This window comes from Mitsuokella sp. oral taxon 131 str. W9106, from assembly GCF_000469545.1.
Taxonomy (GTDB): domain Bacteria; phylum Bacillota; class Negativicutes; order Selenomonadales; family Selenomonadaceae; genus AWVT01.
This window is the reverse complement of sequence record NZ_KI273058.1, coordinates 77,084-96,006: the sequence shown is the minus strand read 5'-3', so window position 1 is coordinate 96,006 and position 18,923 is coordinate 77,084. Positions and strand designations below refer to the sequence as shown.

Annotated in this window: 19 protein-coding genes and 1 tRNA gene; 6 read left to right on the top strand and 14 right to left on the bottom strand. The window is 58.0% G+C overall.

The genetic code is table 11. The features are described 5' to 3' along the window. Positions 1 to 4: 4 nt before the first annotated feature. Positions 5 to 487 carry a cyclic pyranopterin monophosphate synthase MoaC gene (gene moaC / locus HMPREF1985_RS04775; protein ID WP_021771366.1) on the top strand — a complete coding sequence of 161 codons (483 nt, stop codon included), beginning with the start codon at positions 5 to 7 and terminating at the stop codon, positions 485 to 487. Between the two features lie 93 nt (positions 488 to 580). Here moaC and HMPREF1985_RS04770 read toward each other — a convergent pair whose 3' ends face one another. The 7 genes from HMPREF1985_RS04770 to rfbD form a co-directional block, all read right to left on the bottom strand. Further along, on the bottom strand, positions 581 to 1,369 hold the full coding sequence (locus HMPREF1985_RS04770) for a basic amino acid ABC transporter substrate-binding protein (protein ID WP_021771365.1): 789 nt from the start codon (positions 1,367 to 1,369) through the stop codon (positions 581 to 583). 115 nt (positions 1,370 to 1,484) lie between these two features. After that, entirely contained in the window at positions 1,485 to 1,766 is a 282-nt protein-coding gene (locus HMPREF1985_RS04765) for a zinc-ribbon domain containing protein (RefSeq protein ID WP_021771364.1), read from the bottom strand. Between the two features lie 128 nt (positions 1,767 to 1,894). Continuing rightward, complete coding sequence (locus HMPREF1985_RS04760) at positions 1,895 to 3,616, bottom strand: O-linked N-acetylglucosamine transferase, SPINDLY family protein (protein WP_021771363.1); 1,722 nt, start codon at positions 3,614 to 3,616, stop codon at positions 1,895 to 1,897. A 40-nt stretch (positions 3,617 to 3,656) separates the two neighbouring features. Continuing rightward, a complete protein-coding gene (locus tag HMPREF1985_RS04755) occupies positions 3,657 to 4,367 on the bottom strand; it encodes a glycosyltransferase family protein (RefSeq protein ID WP_021771362.1) in 711 nt (236 codons plus the stop codon). Continuing rightward, positions 4,351 to 5,328, bottom strand: a complete 978-nt coding sequence (locus HMPREF1985_RS04750) for a hypothetical protein (protein WP_021771361.1) — start codon at positions 5,326 to 5,328, stop codon at positions 4,351 to 4,353. Before HMPREF1985_RS04750 ends, HMPREF1985_RS04755 begins: the two co-directional genes overlap by 17 nt. 289 nt (positions 5,329 to 5,617) lie before the next feature. Then, a complete protein-coding gene (sstT, locus tag HMPREF1985_RS04745; RefSeq protein ID WP_021771359.1) occupies positions 5,618 to 6,865 on the bottom strand; it encodes a serine/threonine transporter SstT in 1,248 nt (415 codons plus the stop codon). Between the two features lie 174 nt (positions 6,866 to 7,039). Next, positions 7,040 to 7,909, bottom strand: coding sequence for a dTDP-4-dehydrorhamnose reductase (gene rfbD / locus HMPREF1985_RS04740; protein WP_021771358.1), 870 nt, complete (start codon positions 7,907 to 7,909; stop codon positions 7,040 to 7,042). A 165-nt stretch (positions 7,910 to 8,074) separates the two neighbouring features. Here rfbD and HMPREF1985_RS04735 point away from each other — a divergent pair, with 165 nt between their 5' ends. Together HMPREF1985_RS04735 and HMPREF1985_RS04730 are read left to right on the top strand one after the other, a co-directional pair. Beyond that, positions 8,075 to 8,269, top strand: coding sequence for a hypothetical protein (locus HMPREF1985_RS04735; protein WP_040637110.1), 195 nt, complete (start codon positions 8,075 to 8,077; stop codon positions 8,267 to 8,269). Between the two features lie 8 nt (positions 8,270 to 8,277). Continuing rightward, positions 8,278 to 8,850, top strand: coding sequence for a hypothetical protein (locus HMPREF1985_RS04730; protein WP_021771356.1), 573 nt, complete (start codon positions 8,278 to 8,280; stop codon positions 8,848 to 8,850). 615 nt (positions 8,851 to 9,465) lie between these two features. Here the strand turns inward: HMPREF1985_RS04730 and HMPREF1985_RS04725 are convergent. The 5 genes from HMPREF1985_RS04725 to HMPREF1985_RS04705 all read right to left on the bottom strand — a co-directional run bounded on the left by HMPREF1985_RS04725 (position 9,466) and on the right by HMPREF1985_RS04705 (position 14,417). Further along, a complete protein-coding gene (locus HMPREF1985_RS04725) occupies positions 9,466 to 10,317 on the bottom strand; it encodes a histidinol-phosphatase (protein WP_021771355.1) in 852 nt (283 codons plus the stop codon). Continuing rightward, positions 10,314 to 11,120: a Cof-type HAD-IIB family hydrolase gene (locus tag HMPREF1985_RS04720; protein ID WP_021771354.1), complete on the bottom strand. Its 807-nt coding sequence runs from the start codon at positions 11,118 to 11,120 to the stop codon at positions 10,314 to 10,316. The genes HMPREF1985_RS04725 and HMPREF1985_RS04720 overlap by 4 nt, the downstream gene beginning before the upstream one ends. 92 nt (positions 11,121 to 11,212) lie before the next feature. Beyond that, the gene (locus tag HMPREF1985_RS04715) at positions 11,213 to 12,649 is read right to left on the bottom strand and encodes a sensor histidine kinase (protein WP_040637250.1); all 1,437 of its coding nucleotides are present in this window, start codon (positions 12,647 to 12,649) and stop codon (positions 11,213 to 11,215) included. Between the two features lie 46 nt (positions 12,650 to 12,695). Beyond that, the gene (locus HMPREF1985_RS04710; protein ID WP_040637109.1) at positions 12,696 to 13,385 is read right to left on the bottom strand and encodes a response regulator transcription factor; all 690 of its coding nucleotides are present in this window, start codon (positions 13,383 to 13,385) and stop codon (positions 12,696 to 12,698) included. Positions 13,386 to 13,529: 144 nt separating this feature from the next. Continuing rightward, complete coding sequence (locus tag HMPREF1985_RS04705; RefSeq protein WP_021771351.1) at positions 13,530 to 14,417, bottom strand: LysR family transcriptional regulator; 888 nt, start codon at positions 14,415 to 14,417, stop codon at positions 13,530 to 13,532. A 189-nt stretch (positions 14,418 to 14,606) separates the two neighbouring features. Between HMPREF1985_RS04705 and gltX the strand changes: the two genes are divergently transcribed. The 3 genes from gltX to HMPREF1985_RS04690 all read left to right on the top strand — a co-directional run bounded on the left by gltX (position 14,607) and on the right by HMPREF1985_RS04690 (position 16,987). Further along, a complete protein-coding gene (gene gltX / locus HMPREF1985_RS04700; protein WP_040637108.1) occupies positions 14,607 to 16,064 on the top strand; it encodes a glutamate--tRNA ligase in 1,458 nt (485 codons plus the stop codon). Positions 16,065 to 16,091: 27 nt separating this feature from the next. Then, positions 16,092 to 16,166: transfer RNA gene (locus HMPREF1985_RS04695), tRNA-Glu, on the top strand. Positions 16,167 to 16,228: 62 nt separating this feature from the next. Then, on the top strand, positions 16,229 to 16,987 hold the full coding sequence (locus HMPREF1985_RS04690; protein ID WP_040637249.1) for a sulfite exporter TauE/SafE family protein: 759 nt from the start codon (positions 16,229 to 16,231) through the stop codon (positions 16,985 to 16,987). A gap of 141 nt (positions 16,988 to 17,128) precedes the next feature. On the opposite strand, the gene HMPREF1985_RS04685 is transcribed toward HMPREF1985_RS04690, so the two are convergent. Then, positions 17,129 to 17,560, bottom strand: a complete 432-nt coding sequence (locus tag HMPREF1985_RS04685; protein ID WP_021771348.1) for a very short patch repair endonuclease — start codon at positions 17,558 to 17,560, stop codon at positions 17,129 to 17,131. After that, positions 17,557 to 18,747 (bottom strand): MFS transporter, encoded by a 1,191-nt coding sequence (locus HMPREF1985_RS04680; protein WP_021771347.1) that lies wholly within the window; start codon positions 18,745 to 18,747, stop codon positions 17,557 to 17,559. The genes HMPREF1985_RS04685 and HMPREF1985_RS04680 overlap by 4 nt, the downstream gene beginning before the upstream one ends. Positions 18,748 to 18,923 lie beyond the last annotated feature (176 nt).

Here is an 18,923-nt window from a genome sequence, read left to right as displayed (position 1 = left end):
CAGGATGAGCACACAGGACAAACTCACCCATTTCGATGCGGCGGGCAATGCCATCATGGTCGATGTCAGCGGCAAGGCGGAGACGCACCGCGAGGCAACCGCATCAGGGCGCATCAAGGTCAGCCCGGAGGTATATGAAGCCATCGAGCAGGGCACGGCGCAGAAGGGCGATGTACTCGGCACGGCGCGCATTGCAGGCATCCTGGCGGCGAAGGCGACGAGCAGCGTAATCCCGCTCTGCCACCCGCTGCCGATCGCAAAGTGCAGCGTGGACTTTCAGATGCTGGATGCGGAATGCGCCGTCGAGGCACGCGCGACGGTCAAGGTCACGGGACAGACGGGCGTCGAGATGGAGGCACTGCACGCGGTGAGCGTCGCACTGCTTACGATTTATGACATGTGCAAGGCGATCGACAAGCGCATGGAGCTAGACCTCATCCACCTCGAGCGCAAGAGCGGCGGGAAAAGCGGCGTGTTCGTCCGCTGAAGATATATTCAGCGGCGCATCGCGCCATCCAAAAAAGGCGTTATGCAGGAACGTATTCTGCATAACGCCTTTTCTCCATTTGCGCGGATTCGATTACTTCTTCTCGCCGAACCACTTGGCGAAGATCTTGTCGTACTCGCCGCTCTCCTTGACCTTCTTGAGTGCCTCGTCGATCTTCTTCTGAAGCTCCGCGTTGTCCTTCGCGATCGCGATGCCGTAGTCCTCGCTCGTCAGACGCTCCTCAAGCTGCTTGACGCCCGTCGTGCCGCTTTTGTGGATAAAGTAGTCGTTGACGGGACGGTCATTGACGACGGCATCGACGCCCTTGCCCTTGAGCTCCATGAAGCAATCCGCCGGCGTGTTGAGTTCCTTGACCTCGACGCCGCCGAGCTTCTTGACTGCCTCGGCACTCGTCGTGCCGATCTGGACGGCGACTTTCTTGCCCTTGAGGTCATTGAAGGTCTTGATGCCCTCTTCGTCCTCACGGACGACCATCGTAAGCCCCGACTGGTAATACGGCTCGGAGAAGAGCACGTTCGCCTTGCGGTCATCGTTGATTGTCATGCCCGAAATCACGGCATCGACGTTCTTTGCCTGAAGTGCGGGAATGAGCCCGTCGAAGCCGAGGTTCTGAATCTCGACCTCATAACCCATCTCTTTGCCGATGGCACGAATGAGATCCATATCGAAGCCCTGATAGTCCTTCTGCCCCTCGTCCTGGAACTCGAACGGCGCGAAGTCGATCGACGAACCGACCTTGAGCACCTTCGCGCCCGAACCCGAAGCCGAGCTGCTCGCATTCGGATTGCCGCCGCAGCCCGCGAGTGCGAGCATGGCGAACGCCATCGCCGCGATGAGTGCAAGAATTCTTTTCCTCTTCATGCATATCCCTCTTTCTTCTATCGGCGCACCGCAAGGGCTCGCCCGCTATGGAACAAAGCTCGGAATTTCTTCCGAGCTCTGCTTCCCTTGCTGTTATGCTGCAAAGACCGTAAGATTACGCTCTTCTCTTGTTGAAGCAATCGCGGCAGTAGACCGGACGATCGTTTTTCGGCTCAAAGGGGACTTCCGTCTCCTTGCCGCAGTCCGCGCACGTCACGCGGTACATCTGGCGCTCCTCGCCGCCTTCGCGGCTGCGGCGGCGCTTGTCCCGACAGTCACGGCAGCGCGCCGGCTTGTTCTCAAATCCCTTCTCCGCATAGAACTCCTGCTCACCAGCGGTGAAGATGAATTCCTTGCCACATTCTTTGCACACGAGTGTCTGATCTTCAAAAGCCATACCTTATTCCCCTTACTTAAATGAATCCTGATCCTAGATGTCCGCTTCTCCATGCAAATCAAAATGCCAAGAAAATGGAACGCCTACGCATAACAGTATAGCCGTCTTTCATCAAAAAAGCAAGCATTTTATCGTGTTTCGCAGAATTTGCACCATGCGAAGCGAAAAGAGGTTTCCAACTCTTCCATATACTGCTTTGCATTCATGAGATCCGACTTCAACAGATTGGCGCGGAGGCCCGAATGATACGCGCCGATAAGTTCCGGGCTTGTGCCGATCTGGACGGCGCGGCGCACGTAGTTGAGGTCATTTTCAACGACGAGCTCGCGCACGCCTGCATTCTTCAGGATGCTCGCGCCGAACCGCGATCCGTGCGTGCGCCCGCGCAGCGTGATGACCGGCACGCCCATGTAGAGCGCCTCACACGTCGTGAGGCCGCCGTTATAGGGGAACGTATCGAGCGCGATATCGATATCGCGGTACTGTTCGAGGTAGTCTGGACTGTACGGGCGAAGTTCCACGCGCGAGAGGTCGAACGCGAGCTTCCTGAGCCGCGCCGTGAGGAGATCGCGCCCCGACGGTATGCTGCACATCTTCCCCTTTAGGATGAGTCTCGATCCCTTCACCTGATCGAGAATGCCGCGCCACAATAGCAGCGTTTCGTCCGTGGCCTTTGCGATGTTGTTGAAGCTGCCGAACGTCACGTAATGGTTCCGCAGGACAGGCGCTTCCATGCCGGCAGCAGGGATTTCGCGCACGGCGCCGGGCTGATAGCAAAGGTGGGAATGCGGCAGGCGCAGAATCTCCTCCGTGAACCCTGCCGCAGCGCTGTCGCCCGTCGGCAGGCACGTCTCATCGGAAAGGAAGTAATCGATGACGGAAAGCCCTGTCGTATTCGTGTAGCCGATGCCGGAAACCTGCACGGGCGCAGGGCGATGCGCCAAGATGGGAAGCGCGTTCCCCTGACTGTGTCCCGATAAGTCAACGAGAATGTCGATATGGTCTTCCGCGATGAGGCGCGCCGCCGTGCGTGGGCTCCTGCCGCGCAGGTCGCGCCAGCAGACAGGTCCCGTCCGAAGGCGCTTCGTCACCGCATCCTGTCTGCCGAGCGCATAACAATAGACGGAGAAATGATCCCCGTCGAAGCACTTCAGCAGGGGGCTGACGAAGCTCGCGACAGCGTGCTGGCGAAAGTCAGGCGAGATGTAGCCGATCTTGAGCTTCTTTCCGGGCAGTTTTCGGACGTTCTGATGCGCATACGGCGTCACCTTCTGCATCGCCGCATAGGCTTCCGCCTCCCGTCTCGCTGCCGCAGGAGACTGGTCGCGATAGTTGCGCATGAAGAGGTACTTGCTGTAGATGTCCGCCTCTCCCTCCGGCGTATCCTGCAGCCGGCTGCAGGAAAGGAGTGCCTGCGCCGCCTGCTCCGGCTCCGCCGCGAGATAGTACGAGTCGGCGAGCCAGCCGTACACCTGCCGCAGGAGACGGGTGAGCACCTGCGCATACGGATCGTCTGGGTCGAGCGCAATGCGTCCTCGGCCGGCTTCTTCCGCAAGCCCTGCAAGGCGCGGCAGCGCATCGTCGAGGCGGAATTCCTGCGCCGCCAGCCCCGCAAGGACGAAGCGCGCGCGCAAATGGCGCGGACGCGCCTTCAGGACTTCGTCCGCGAGCGTCGCCGCCTCGTCGTATTCGCCTGCGTAGAGCGCCGCCTCTGCCATGAGTGCCGCGCCGTCGAGCGCCGTCGCCGCCTTCGCCCAAAGTTCCCGCGCACAGGCACGCATTCCCTTCAGGTCGCCGTCCGCCGCAAAACGATCCGCGAGCGTCAGCCAGTTCATTTTCTCATCCGCCATATCGATCGATTCCCTTTCTCCTGTGCGATATCCTCCCCCGCTAGACCTCGGGGTGCAGCTCTGCGCCGTACTCGCGCAGAAAAACCTTTTGATACGTCCGATACGAAGCGGCGAGCGGCTTTTCCTTGGGGCAGTGGATGCACCAAAAATCCGCGCTCTGGTTCGGCACGACGACGCGAAAGCCGCGCCGCTGAAGCTCCCTGCAGTACGATGTATCGTAGAGATGCCAGCCCGTAAAGAGATCGGCTCGCCACGCAATATCACACTGCGTCGCGATAAACAGCCCGTCGACCGCCTCGACTTCCATATAGTCGCCGTCCGGCTCCATGCACTCGGAATCGACGACGCTTTCCGGCTCGCAGGCGTGCAGGACACGCCCATAGTTGCGCATGCCGTCCCACCATATCCCGCTCTTCGGCAGGCTGCGGCAGCCGATGACGCCGACCGCGCCGATCGTCGCATCGGCAAAGAGATCGAGGAGATCCGCGATGAGCGACTTATTGACGACGAGCGTATCCTGATGCAGGTAGACCTTGTACTTCGCATCCGATGCGAGCCGTCCCTCCTCGTAGCCCGCACACATCGATGCCGCCTGGCGCACGGGGATGAATTCCGTCTTCATGCCGGCAGGCACATCGAGGCTCTCCATATAAGCGCGCGCCTCTTGGTACCATGCTTCATCATTGACGCAGGTAACGAAGGCGACCTTCCCTTCGTCAAGCCTGCGCGCGCTGTCATTGCGCTCCGCCATCGCCAATTTCCCTTTCCGCTAAAAGCACGGCCTCCTGGTGCAGGAGGTTCAATGCCTCTCGGTTCGCTTCTCCTGCGTCCTCCTGCGCTGCCGTGAGAATCGCAAGAAGTTCCGATGCAAAACCTTCGCTGTGGCGAAGGAGCACACGGTAAAACGGCACGTGATGATACACGGCTTCCTGCACAAACTGTGCAACGTAGTCGGGGAAAAGCCCGAGCGTTCGATAAAGCGCCCAAAAGTCACGCGCGGCCGTCTCCTCGCCGACCGCATACTCAATGCGGTGCAGGAGGCGCGACAGCTCCGCTCGATCTCCCTTCGTGTAAAGCGATTTGAGGAGCGACATCTCCGGCATGGAGCGATCCGCGCGCACGAGCCAAAATTCCGTATTGAGATCGTCGCGGCCATTTTCAAAGCCTGCGGCCATGAGCCGCTCCACAACATCGTCCCCGTCATCCGCAAAACGCGTTTGCGGAATAATGCGAACGCTCTTGTAAAACGAGGCATATAGGAGATTCTCGAACTCGCACCGCGCAAAGAGACGCGAGACGACATGGTAGTAATGCCCTTCCATCAAGTCCTTGAGGACCGACCAGTGCCGAATGTTGCGAAAGCTCGTCAGGAGGCTTCCCGTTTGCTTGAGAAAGAGGGAAAATCCCGCCGCGATATCCTGTGGGTTGCCCGCCTGCTCAAGCGCAAGATCGGCGATGATGTAATCGAAGGACTCATGCGCAAAGGGAAGCGCTTCTTCGATGTAGTTGAGTTCCGTAAAGACGACGGAAAGATTCGCGCAGGCAGGATCCAAAAAGGCGGAGCCATCTGCCGCCACGGCAAAGAGCGCCGCTTCGGGATACATCTGCCTGAGCCGGGGCAAGTAAGAAAGACTCTCGATGACGAGCACGCGTGCAGGCGGGACTTCGCCCTGAAGGAACTGCAGCAGCTCCGGCCGTATCGCCTCAGCCACAAAATCGCCTCCTAAATCATGCTATCCTTTTCATTATACCATAAAATGGCATCCATTCGCGCCCCTGCGTCAGCCGAATATGGAAAAATCCAGCTTTATCATGCTGCCATATAGACTGATTATAAGGAATGGAAAGAAACGCATGCCGGTTAGGACGCATGGGACACGTTCCGCACAAGGTGAGCCACGTTTATTGCGTGGACGAACGCACCATGCAAAACACCCTCCTGTTCCAGCGGAACGGGAGGGCATTTCCCATTTCAATAGTCCAATGCAGCGATTGGCGATTTTAATTATGCGGCACCATGTCCTCGGCTCGGAGCGTGCCCTCCTTCGCGCGCTCGGCGTATTCCGCTGTCGCCGTGAAGAGAACGTCGCTCGAGCTATTGAGCGCCGTCTCGCACGAATCCTGCAACACGCCGATGATGAAGCCGACGCCGACGACCTGCATCGCGATGTCGTTCGAAATGCCGAACGACGCGCAGGCGACGGGGATGAGCAGCAGCGAGCCGCCCGCAACGCCCGATGCGCCGCAGGCACCGACGGTCGCGATGATGCAGAGCAGGAGCGCGGTCGGCAAGTCGACGGAAATGCCGAGCGTATGCGCAGCAGCGAGCGAGAGCACCGCGATCGTGATCGCGGCACCGCTCATGTTGATCGTCGCGCCGAGCGGGATCGAGATCGAGTACGTATCCGGATTGAGCCCGAGACGCTTGCAAAGCGATAGGTTGACGGGGATATTCGCCGCCGAACTGCGCGTAAAGAACGCGTAGAGCCCGCTTTCACGAAGCGTCACCCAAACGAGCGGATACGGGTTGCGATGGATGTGCAGGTAGACGATGATCGGGTTCATGATGAGCGCGACCGAGAAGAACGCGCCAAGCAGCACGCCGAGAATGCGCGCGTAGCCGATGAGCGCATCGATGCCGTTCTGCTCGATGGAACTCGCGACAAGTCCCATGATGCCGAACGGAGCGAAGCGAATGACCCAGTGGACGAGCTTCGTGACCATCTTCGCAAGATCCAGGATCATTTCCTTCGTCGAATCCTTCGCCGCGTGGAGCGCGATGCCGGAGAGCAGCGCCCATGCGAGGATGCCGATATAGTTCGCCGTTGCAATCGCATGGATCGGGTTGTCGACGATGGAAATGATGAGGTTGTGAAGCACCTCTGCGATGCCGGACGGCGGTGCGAGATGCGCGTCCGCAACCTGCAGGTGAAGCATGGTCGGAAACGCGAACGAGAAACCGACGGCGACGAGCGACGCGATGAACGTCGCGACGATATAGAGGCGCACGATTGGCTTCATCGATGCGCTCGCATCGGCGTTCTTCTGCGCCATGGCATTCATGACGAGCACGAAGACGAGAATCGGTGCGACGCCTTTGAGCGCACGGACGAAGAGATCGCCGAAAATCGAAATGACGGGCACTGCACCGGGGAAAACGAGCGCGATGATGATGCCGACGATGAGTCCGACAGCAATGAGCTTGATGAGAGCGGTTTCCCGGTACTTTCGCCCGATGGTCCTAAACATAAGAATCCTCCTTACAGACTGTCTATTGCATACGGATAAAGTACGCTTGTTAGTATACACCAAACAATCTGCCCGTGCAAGCGTGGCACTGGATTTTTCGGCCTGCCCGATCCTGGGCATGCGCCAAATGCGGGCACGCGTGCCATGCGCGGACGCCTGATCCGCGCGATGCGCTCAGTCCGCTCCATCCAATCCGCGCGCTTCGCTTAGCTCGATGAGGTAGCGCCCGATTGCGTCCTTCCATCGCGGCAGCCGCGAAAAATTCGCGCGGTCGAGGGAATCCTTCTTGAGGCGCGAATTGCGCGGACGCTTCGCCTTCGTCGGATACGCCGTCGAAGGGACGGGAATGACGCGCGTCTTCCTGCCCGCCTGCCGGAAGGCCTCTGCCGCGACCTCCGCCCACGAACAAAAGCCTTCATTCGTCGCATGGTAGATGCCAAAGCGGCGCGTCTCGATCATATCGGCGAGCAAATTGGAAAGGTCGCGCGTGTAGGTGGGCGATCCGACCTGGTCGTCGACGACGGAAACCTCCTCATGCGTCTCGGCGAGCTTCAGCATCGTGCGAATGAAATTCTTGCCGCCTATGCCAAAAACCCATGAAATGCGCACGATGAACGACTGCGGGCAAAGGCGCATGACGGCTTCCTCGCCCGCGAGCTTCGACTTGCCGTAGACATTCAGCGGTCCTTTCTCCGCACCGACCTCGTACGCCGCCGTGCCCGTCCCGGGGAACACGTAGTCCGTGCTGATGTAGAGAAGCGTCGCGCCTGCCGCACGGCAGGCGGCGGCAACGTGCTCCGTGCCCGTTGCGTTGACCGCCATGCAAAGCGCAGGCTCATCCTCCGCTTTGTCGACCGCCGTATATGCGGCAGCGTGGATCACGGCGTTCGGACGGAATGCCTCGATGCAGGAGTGCACCGCTCGCTCGTCTGTCAAGGGGCATTCGCGGCTCGATACGCCGCGCACTTCATGGCCGCGCTCCCGCAGCGCGAGCACGCAGTCATGTCCAAGCTGTCCCGTAGCGCCCGTGACCAAAATCTTCATATCGCATTCCTCTCCATTTGAATCGATTGCCTTGTGTCTTCTCTGCTCCCCTATCCTATTCGGTTCTTGCGCAAATCTTCCTGCCAAGAAAAAAAAGTTATGCGTACATTTTCTTTTATTCCGAACTATGGTATAATAGGAAAAAAATCGAATGGAGAGATTACAATGAAAAAAGTATTGCTTATTCTTGGTGTTCTCATCGCAATCGCCGTGCCGACTTATGCGGCACAGTCGGATGCGTACTGCCAGCCGAATGACAGCGGCTACTGCGATTCGTCCGCAAGCTGCTACACAAGCTCTGGCAGCGATTACGGTTACTGCGGCCCACGCCGCGGCTGTGGAAGCTACTGTGCTCGCTAAGGAGAGGCATGAGCAACTACACGCGTTTTGAAATCGGACAAACATTCCCCTTGGCCATCCACGAGCAAGGAGACGGCGGACTTTTTCAAGTCGACGCGAACGGCACGATGTTCATCCTGCAGCTCGCCCATACCGACGTGATCGCACATGAGGCATTTCGTACGGGTGCGATGGAGTTTGCGCTCTACAAGGAGAACGGCATCCTCTTCCTGCTCTACCAGATCGACGGCATATTCAAGGAGGGCTGGGGCGACGCCCCGCTCTCCCTGCACGCAATCCCTGCGGAGCATCAGCCGACGGGCAAGAGTCTCGATGAAGGCATCCTGCATCTCTACCTCGTCGACTCGAACCTTCGGATCCTGCTTGCCCAGCGCGACGTTCCGATGAACGAGGGATTCCAGTACGTCCTGCGCGACTACGTCGAGAATGAGTCGGTCGACGAACCGGCCGGCGACGCATTCAAAAAAACCGTTCAGAAGGTTTGGTCGCGCATATCGTCTGCCGACATGCGGAAGCGCGCAGAGGCGGTCATGGCTGTCGAGCTCGACATCCCGAAAGCGCCGTCTCAGATGAAACACTAAAAAAGGCCAAGCAAAAGGGCATCGCATAAGCGATGCCCTTTACTTTGCAATAAATGCGTTACGGGCGATTTCGGCAGCTCCGCACATTCATACGGCTATCGAGCTAAATCGCTACTACCTTACACCCATTCGACTTGCGGTCAGCTTGAGAAAGGTCGACCATCTCATGGCAAGCAGCGGCGGCCATCTACGACCATCAAGTCCGCTACCCCTTGCAAGCTGTCTTTCATACGCGAGCACGCGGCTGTACACATTCGCGCAGAAGCAGCACCATCATGATCATCTCTCCTCGCACGATCACAGCTTCGAGCGATATACCAAGAAGATATACGAGAAAACCAAGTTTTCTCCAGCGGTCTCATCGCATGAGCTGCTGCAGGTTTTGTGTTTGTCCTGCGCGGTTGCGGGGTCTAGCTAGACAATCATGCGACGCCACGTCCGTAACGTCACTATTGCCTCATACAGAACCAACACTTCCTTCAGAAAGGAACTCTTGAATCCTGCTCCCATTCCTTAGTTATAGTATAGACAATCGTCCTACTATTGTCAAGCGTTTCGTATATTTTTTATCCTATCGCACGACATGATGCAGCAAACCGGCAGAGCGCAACTCCCTCACGGATCGAACGGCTCAAATGCGCGTTTTCTTCCATCGAATCGGATCGTTCCCTCGTAGCCGAACGACTTCGCATAATCGACCGCTTCCGCGTTGTATCGACCGCAGTCTTCGGGCTGATGCGCATCGGACGTGGTGATGATCGGCAGATCGTACTTCGCCGCGACCCGCATAAAGTCCGCATAGGGCGAAATCTCCTTGATCGGGTAGCGGTAGCGCGTGCCCGTATTGACGTCGACCACCATGTCTGCCGCGCGCATCGCCTTCGCGACGCGCTCAAGGTACGGACGCACATCGAAGTCGGGAATATTCTTGAAGAGGCGTATGTTGAACGGATGTCCGAGCACGTCGTAGAGCCCTGACGCCGCAAGCTTTTCGACTTCCTCGGCGTACCAGCCGTACAGTTCTTCGAGCGGATGATTCGCCCACTCCGACTTGATCTCGGCGGAGTCGTACGCCCAGCCGTGCAGGAAGTGAACCGATCCGATGATGTAGTCAAACGGATAGCGGCGAAGGATCTGCGCGACGGCCTTCTGATCCTGGAAATTGCAGACCTCGATGCCGATCTTGACGGCGTGCTTCTTTTGCAGGCGACGCATGAACGCGAAGTATTCGTCGATCGTATACTTGAACTTGTTCGTCTTGAGCCACTTCTTCTGAAAGGAGCCGACAAAGCTGTCATCCAGGATCAGATTCTCATAGTAGAGCGGCTCGAACTCGGGGAATGTATGGCTGTGCTCCGAGATGCCGATCTCGCCGAGCCCGCGCTTCTTCGCCGCATCGAAGAACCCCTCGGCCCAATTCTCGTCATACGCCCCCTTTTCAAAGTGCATGTGGTAATCACATCTCATCGGATCAGCCCTTCTTCCATGAGGCGGCGAATGCCTTTCAGCACGCCGCCGTCCACGTTGCTCGCCGTTTCGTAGCGTGCGATTTCCTTGATTTTCGGATGTGCGTTCGCCATCGCGAAGCTATACGTGACCGCGCCCATCATTTCCGTGTCATTGAGGTAATCGCCAAACGCCGCACATTCGTCCGGCGCGATGCCGAAGCGTTCCTGCACGGCGCGCACCGCTGCCCCCTTATTGGCGCCAAATCGCATGACATCAAGCCAGTTCTTGCTCGCGAGCACGACCTGCACCCGATCCTCAAATTCCTTCAAGTAGGGATAGATCCTCGTATCGGCATGCCCCGTCGGATCGTAGACCGATACCTTGACGGGTTCGTCCGGCACGTCGCGAAGCGTGGGGAGCTCCGTCGTGTTCGTGTAATATTGGTGAAGTTCGTCCCGAAAGCCAGGAACGTATTCATCTTCGCGCACATAGCCGCTCTTCGTGCCGCAAAAGACGCCGTAGATTTCCGGCATCTGCTCGACGCGTGCGAGAATCTCTTCCGCAATGCCCTTATCCATCAGGCTGCGAAATACGAGCTTATCCTTGTGCTTGACGACCGTCCCATTTTCCGCGAGGTAGAGAAAATCCTGCGGAAACGGCGCGAAACTGTCGCGCAGGGAATCGTACTGCCGACCGGAAGACGGGGCGAAAAGCACGCCGCGCCGCGCCAGATCGGCTGCCACTTCGGCAAATCCATCCGGCACGTTCCCATTTGCGTCGAGCAGCGTCCCATCCATGTCTGAAAAAATAATTTTGATCATGCCCTCACCTCACAAGTCCCAAAGACAAGATCATTATAGCAAATCCCGCCCATTCGCCACAAGGCACAAAAAACAGCGCATAGAGGAACGCCCTATGCGCTGCTTTCCGTTTTTTCTTCCGCATCTGCGGCAGCACGATCCGCTTCGCCCACAAGCGGAACCGTGAGATGAATCTTCGTGCCCGCGCCGAGCTCGCTTTCGAGGCGTATCGCGATGCCGTGCTGATCGGCGATCCAGCGGGCGATTGAAAGACCGAGCCCCGTGCCGCCGGGACTCCCCGCCTTCTTCGTCCGCGACGCATCGACGCGGTAGAACCGCATGAAGATCTTCTCCTGGTCTTCCTTTGCGATGCCGATCCCGTCGTCGGCAAGTGTCACCTCGATCGATTTCCCATCTGCCGAGCGCACGGAAGCGATCGTGATATGGCCGCCTTCCGGCGTGTACTTGATGCTGTTCTCGAGGAAAATGCGGATCATATGAAGAATCATCACGCGATCGGCAAAGATTGTCCCTTCGTCATTTTTGAGGAGCGTGATCCCGTGCGTCTTCGTGACGAGCTGGAGCTTGCGAGCCGTATCGCGCAAGAGTTTCGCGAGATTGACGCGCTCCTTATGAAGCACCTGCCGATTTTGGTCGGCACGCGCGAGGAAAAGCAGTTTTTCAATGAGCTGCTGCATGTCTTCCGCCTCGGAGCGAATCGATTCGATTCCCTCCTCCAGCACGTTTTCATCCGAGCGTCCCCAGCGCGAGAGCATATCGGAGTAGCCGAGGATGACCGTGACCGGTGTCCGAAGCTCATGCGAGGCATCGGAGACGAAACGCTGCTGCTGCTTGAAGCCGGTCTCAAGGCGATCGAGCATATGGTTGAACGTCTCCGCGAGCTCTCGCAGGTCATCGTGCACGGGCGGCACGGCAATGCGATGATTGAGGCGTTCGACTTCGATCTTGCGTGTCGCGAGGATCATCGCGCGGATCGGATGCAGGATGCGCTTGCTCATCGCGTAGCCTGTCAAAAGGGCGAGCACGAGTCCCATCAGCAAGATGATAAAGAGGATCTTTTGCAAGTTATCGAGAAAGTTTTTATCCGCCGTGATCGTCTTCAGGAAGTGGACGCGGTACATCCTTCCTTCGCTCCACACATCGGCCTGTGCATGGTAGATCGTAAGGTGCGGAAATTCCGAGACCTCCATATTGGGATTCGCCCAAATCGGCGGATTGATGACCTTGTGCTCCGCGATGGACTGAAGCGTCGGGTAGATGATGTCATTTTCCATGACGACCTTTCCCGTCATATCCGTCACGCGCAGCACGACGCCCGGCAGGAGCGCATCGTCCTGCGACAGCACATCGCGAAGGTTCGGCTGTGTCTTAAGGCGCTCGTTCATACGCTCCATGCAGAACGTGATATCGACCTCGGCCTGATGGTAAAACGAGAAGTAGATCCCGAGTCCCATAATGCCGCTCGTGATCAGGAGCACGATAAAGAGAATCGCGGCGTAGAGAAGCGTGATCTTGACCGAGATGCGCATCTGCGTCACGTGATCGAAAAAGATCCAAGCCCTGCGCCCGATCGTCTCAATCCTTGACCGCATAGCCTACGCCGCGGATCGTGTAGATGTATTTCTTTTGGAAACGTTCGTCGATCTTAGCGCGCAGATAGCGAATATAAACGTCGACGACATTCGTGTCCCCGCTGTAGTCGTAGCCCCAAACCTGCTGAAGGATCTGATCGCGCGAAAGCACGCGCCGCTTGTTGCGCAGCATGAATTCGAGGAGGGAGAACTCCTTGCGCGTGAGCTGCACGGGTTCCGTGCCGACCTGCACTTCGTAGCGTGCCGGGTACATGATGAGATCGCTGATCTGCAGCTTCTCATCGATCGGCAGATGATCCGTCGTCGTATGGCGGCGCATCGCATTGCGGATGCGCGCGAGAAGCTCCTGCATCGCAAACGGCTTCGTCATGTAGTCATCCGCGCCGCAGTCGAGTCCGTTGACCTTGTCTTCGACCTCATCCTTTGCCGTCAGCATGATGATCGGCACATCCGATACCTCGCGCACGCGCTTGCAGATCGTGATGCCATCCATGCCGGGCAGCATGACATCGAGCAGGATGAGATCGTAGCTCTCCTGCATGAGACGTTCAAATGCGCGTGCCCCGTCCTCCTCGATCTCCGTCGAAAAGCCCTCATGCTCCAGCTCGATCTGCAAAAAACGGGCGATGCGGCGTTCATCCTCCACAATAAAAATCCGAATGGGTTCTGACATCGAATAATTCCTCCTAAACATACAATATATACGATAAGGATATACGATAAAAAACAAAATCCGTTGTATCGCATCCATATTATCATGAAAATATTAAAAGCCTCTGATTTTTACGTATTTTTTTGCGTTTTTTTATTGGTTCTTTCATGGTTTTCTTTGTATATAAAGCTCGCGAAAGAGGCGTATGAGGCGCTCGCACGACGAGGAGAGCGTGTGGTTCTTGAGCCACGCGACGACCGTATGCGTGCGCATCTCCGGCTCGACGAGGCGCTTGCAGATGAGGTTGCCGTCCGTCAAGAGCGTCTTCGAGGAAACAGGCAGGAGCGCCGCCCCGACGCCCATCTTCACGAGCAGGAGATCCTGCACGATGCTGTCACTGACGCAGACCACGTTCGGATCGAAGCCCGCCTTGCGGCAATTTGTGACGAAAACGCTCTTCCAGCGAAGCGGGATAATGAGCGATGCATCCATGAGTTCCGTGAGCCGCACCGTATCCGCTGCACGCCCAATCTCGTGTGTGCGGTCCATGATGACGACGAGCGGCTCATTCGGCAGCACGATAGAGTCGTAGCCCTTTGCATCGACCTGCGTGCGCGTAATGCCGATCTCGATGACATGGTTGTCGAGGAGTTCCATGATGCGCGCGCCTTCCGCTTCCCAAATCTGGTACGTCACGCGCGGGTAGCGGTTGTGAAACTCCGTGATGAGTTCCGGCAGGAGCATTGCCCCCGACGTCGTGATCGTGCCGATGCGCACCGAGCCTGCGACACCGGAGCCGATTTCCGTGATCTCGCGCACCGTGCCGTCGACCATGCCGAGAATGTGCTCGACGCGCGCGTAGAGCGCGCTTCCTGCGTCCGTCAGGCGGATGCGCCTGCTGCCGCGCTCGAAGAGCTGCACGCCGAGCGACATCTCAAGCCGCTTCATCTGCCGCGAGAGCGCCGGCTGCGCGATATCGAGCCGCTGCGCCGCATGGCTGATATTTCCTTCTTCGACAATCGCATAAAACGCGCGCATGTCTTTGATTTCCATGAACGATCCTCTCTCTTCGGATATGACTTTCCTATATCAGATTCACATATTTCCTATATGTCCTATCCCTTATTATACATATTTCAAAGGTCTAGGCAACCTTTTCTTTTCCTGCTTGCCTGTAGCTAATTTCGAACAACCGCGCTATAATGAAGAAAATCGTATTGGTCTATTAGGAGGAATCTTATCTTGGCAGAGCAGAAAGTTCGCACCCGTTTCGCTCCGAGCCCGACGGGCTACATGCACATCGGAAACCTGCGCACGGCGCTTTACGGCTACCTCTACGCGAAGGCGCAGCATGGTGACTTCATCCTGCGCATCGAGGACACCGACCGCAGCCGCTACGTCGCGGATGCCGTCGACTTCATCCGCCGCACGCTCGATCTCGCGCACATCCATCCCGACGAAGGGCCGGGCTTCGGCGGCGACTGCGGGCCGTACGTGCAGAGCGAGCGCACGGATCTCTACAAGAAATACGCAGAGGAGCTCGTAAAAAGCGGGCACGCTTACTACTGCTTCTGCGCAGAGGAGGATCACACAGCAGGCGAATTCAGCGGCTATGACCGCACGTGCCGCGATCTCCCGCAGGACGTCATCGACGCGCACCTCGCGGCAGGCGACCCTTACGTCATCCGCCAAAAAATGCCGCTGACAGGCGCGACGACGTTCTTCGACGTGCTCCACGGCAGCATCACGATCCAAAACGCGGAGCTTGAGGATCAAGTCCTCTTAAAGCGCGACGGCATGCCGACGTACAATTTCGCCAACGTCATCGACGATCACCTCATGGGCATCACGCACATCATGCGCGGCGCGGAGTTCATCACCTCGACCCCGAAGTACATCCTGCTCTACGAAAGCTTTGGCTGGGATGTGCCGACCTTCATCCACCTCGCGCCCGTCATGGGCAAGAACGAGGACGGCAGCATCTCGAAGCTATCGAAGCGCCACGGCGCGACGAGCTTTGAAGACCTCGTAAAGGCAGGCTACCTCCCCGAGGCCATCACGAACTACGTCGCACTCCTCGGTTGGAATCCAAAAACGACGAACCAGGAGATCTTCTCGATGAACGAACTCATCGAAGCATTCCGCCTCGATGGGCTCTCGAAGTCGCCAGCGGTATTCGACTACGCAAAGCTCGGCTGGATCAACGGCGAGTACCTGAAGGCGATGGAGGACGAGGCATTCCAAAAGCTCGCGCGCCCCTACTTCGGCGACCTGCCCGAATATCTCGAATCGGCTTACGCGACGCTCTGCACGCTCCTGAAGACGCGCATCACGCACCTTTCTGAGCTGCCGCAGGAAATCGCGTTTCTCACCAGCCAGCCCGCATTCGACGCCGCGCTTTACACGAACAAGCGCAACAAAGCCACGCCGGAAAAGGCGAAGGAGCTTCTCCCCGCCATGATCGGCCTGCTCGAGACGGTCAGCGACGACGACTGGAACAATGCCGCACTCTACGAAAAGCTCAACGCCTACATCGAGAAGACGGGCATCAAGAAAGGGCTTGCGATGTGGGTGCTGCGCATTGCAGCAGCAGGAAAGGCCGTGACCCCCGGCGGCGCAACGGAAATCCTCACGCTGCTCGGCAGGAACGTCTCCCTTGAACGCCTCAAAAAAAGTCTTGCCAACCTCAACGAGATATAATATAATAGATGTCGTTGCTAAGACTTTGGCGCCTTCGTCAAGCGGTTAAGACACCGGCCTCTCACGCCGGGTTCATGGGTTCGAATCCCATAGGTGTCACCATGCAATTTGAGCCAAGACTTTGTCTTGGCTTTTTCTGTTTGATGCTCGGAAAGGAGCCTGTCATGCTGTTTTTATCCATGCTCGCACTCGGCGCGTTCATCGGCTTTGTCGGCGCAGGCGGCGCGGGCGTCGTCATCACGCTTCTGACCGTCGGCTTCGGCGTTCCGATCCATACGGCGCTCGCCGTCGCGCTCGCCTCGATGGTCTTCACGACGCTCTCAGGTGCCATCAGCCACTTCCGTCAGCACGAAGTCATCGTAAAAACAGGCGCGATCCTCGGCGCGGGCGGCGCAATCGGCTCGATCCTCGGCGCGAACGTCTCGAACATCATGCCCGCACGGATCCTGAGTCTCATGACGGCGATTATGATCCTATCAAGCGCCGTCATCCTCTACGTCAAAATCTACCACAGCGCATGGCTCAGCGCGCACTTTCCCGTGCGCCATACCCTGCTCACGGGGCAAAAGCTTTGGGTCTACGGCATCCTCATCGGTATCGCAAACGGCTTTCTAGCCGGCGCATTCGGCATCGGCGCCGCCGCCTACATCCAGCTTGCGCTCATGGTCGTCTTCGGCGTGCCGCTCCTTGAGACCATCGGCACCTGCATGATGGTCATCCTGCCGATCTCCGCCGCAGGCGGCCTCGGCTACCTCGCAAACGGCCGCCTCGACATGGCGATCTTCTTCCAGACACTCCTCGGCCTCATGATCGGCGCATGGTTCGGCGCGAAGGCCACGCACCTCGCGCCGCGCCCCGTGCTGAAAGCCGCCATCGTCGCCCTGCCCACCATCGGCGGCATCATCATGCTCGCCATGCGGTGAGACGGTTACTTTGCCAATCGCAATATCCTGCGCATCCGATTCGCAAGTTCCATTTATCATGCTCATCTTGCTCTCCTCATTTGCCAAAGCAGTCCACCCAATCGCCCAAGACGGGCAAAGGCTCGCAGGATGCTCCGCCCTTCACCTCGCATAGGCGAGCACGCGCGCGACGCAGGCGTCAAGGTCCTTCTTCACCTCGCTCTCCCAAAAGCGCAGGACGAGCCAGCCCAGCTCGGTGAGCGCGTCCTTCGTCTCGCGGTCGCGCTCGACGTTGCGTGTGAGCTTCTTTTTCCAGTAAGGAGCGTTCCCTTTCACCTGCTCGCCGGGATTTTTTTCATGCCCGTGCGCGTGCCAAAAATCGCCATCGACGAAGATGGCGATTTTTTGTCTCGTCAGTGCAATGTCCGGCGTTCCGGGAAGCGCACGCCAATTTTTCCGATAGCGCAGCCCTGCGTGCCAAAGGGCTTTGCGGAGCAGCTTCTCCGGGCGGGTGTCCGCGCCGCGTATGCGCGACATCGTATAGCTCCGCTGCTCTTCCTTGCTTCGCCGCACCACATTTTTCCTTTGTTTCATGCGGCTTTCGTCCCGCCCGCACGCAATCGGCGCCACAGGAAGTAGCAGAGCGCAGAGAAGACGATGACGGCAACGCCCACGATGCCGTAGAGCATCGCGTAGCCGAGCGCCGAAACGACGAAGCCGAGCAGGACGGCAGCGAGCCCGACGCTGATGTCGAGCGACCAGAAGTACGTCGCCGTCGCGACGCCGCTCCGCGCAAGCGGCACGCTGCGCACCGCCATGGTCTGAAATGCAGGACTCAGCGCGCCAAAGCCGACGCCGAGCATGGCGGCAGCGACGAGGAGCCCAATGACGCCCGCAGCCTGGCTGAAAACAATCATGCCGACCGCAAAGAAGATATAGCCGGGATATACCGTAAAGTCCGCGCCGTGCGCGTCGAAGATGCGTCCGACAACGGGGCGCGTGAGCACGATGACGGCGGCAAAAACAGCGAAGAAAATACTCGTCTCGCTCGAAAGGCCGAGACTTTTTGCATAGAGTGGAATGAATGTGATGATACCGCCGTAGGCGAAGAACACAAGACCGCCGATCAAGGATGGCGGGATCGCCTCCTTTGCGACGAAATCCGAAAGATGCACGCCCTCCCGTTTTCTGGCGGGCAGGACGACCTCATCGGGCAGGCGGCGTGCATTGGCAAGGAGGAGCGTGAGGACGCCGATGCCGATCATAAAGGCGAAAAAGGCCTCCGCGCCGAGGTTTCCGATGAGCACGAGCCCGATAAACGGGCCGACGACCATTGCAAGATTCGTCGAGAGCGCAAAGTATCCGATGCCCGTTCCCTTCTTCGTGAGCGGCAGGACCATCGCCGCCATCGCCGCTGCCGCCGTCGTCACAATGGCAAAGGCTACGCCGTGCGCAAAGCGCAGTCCGTAGAGTCCCTCTTCCGTATGAAAGAGGTCAAAACCGATCATGATGAACAGGAAGAGCGCCGTTGCCGCACGCATCAGGTGCCGCTTGTTGACGCCATCGATGAGACGTCCTGCGAACGGGCGGCAGAAAACGGTGCCCGCCTGGAAGAAAGTCATCGCGAGCCCTGCCTCCATCTCGCCGCCGCCGAGCGAATCCATGATAAAGACCGGCAGTGCCGCGACCATGACGTACTGTGATAGGAAGACGAGAAAATTCGTCCCGCCCATGCTCAAAAATTCCGGCGTCCAAAGGCGCTCGGCCCTGCTCTCTGCCACGTGCTTTCTTCCTCTTTTCCGCGGTAAAAAATGACGCCCAGCCTATGCCGGGCGAGATAAAACCATACGCTATTATAGCATGGAAAGCGCAAACCTTCAACCGGCAGGCGATGCCTGGAAACGGTTCTGCCCGAAAGGCTGCGCCGCAAGCATTTGCGCATGGCACGCATGCCCAT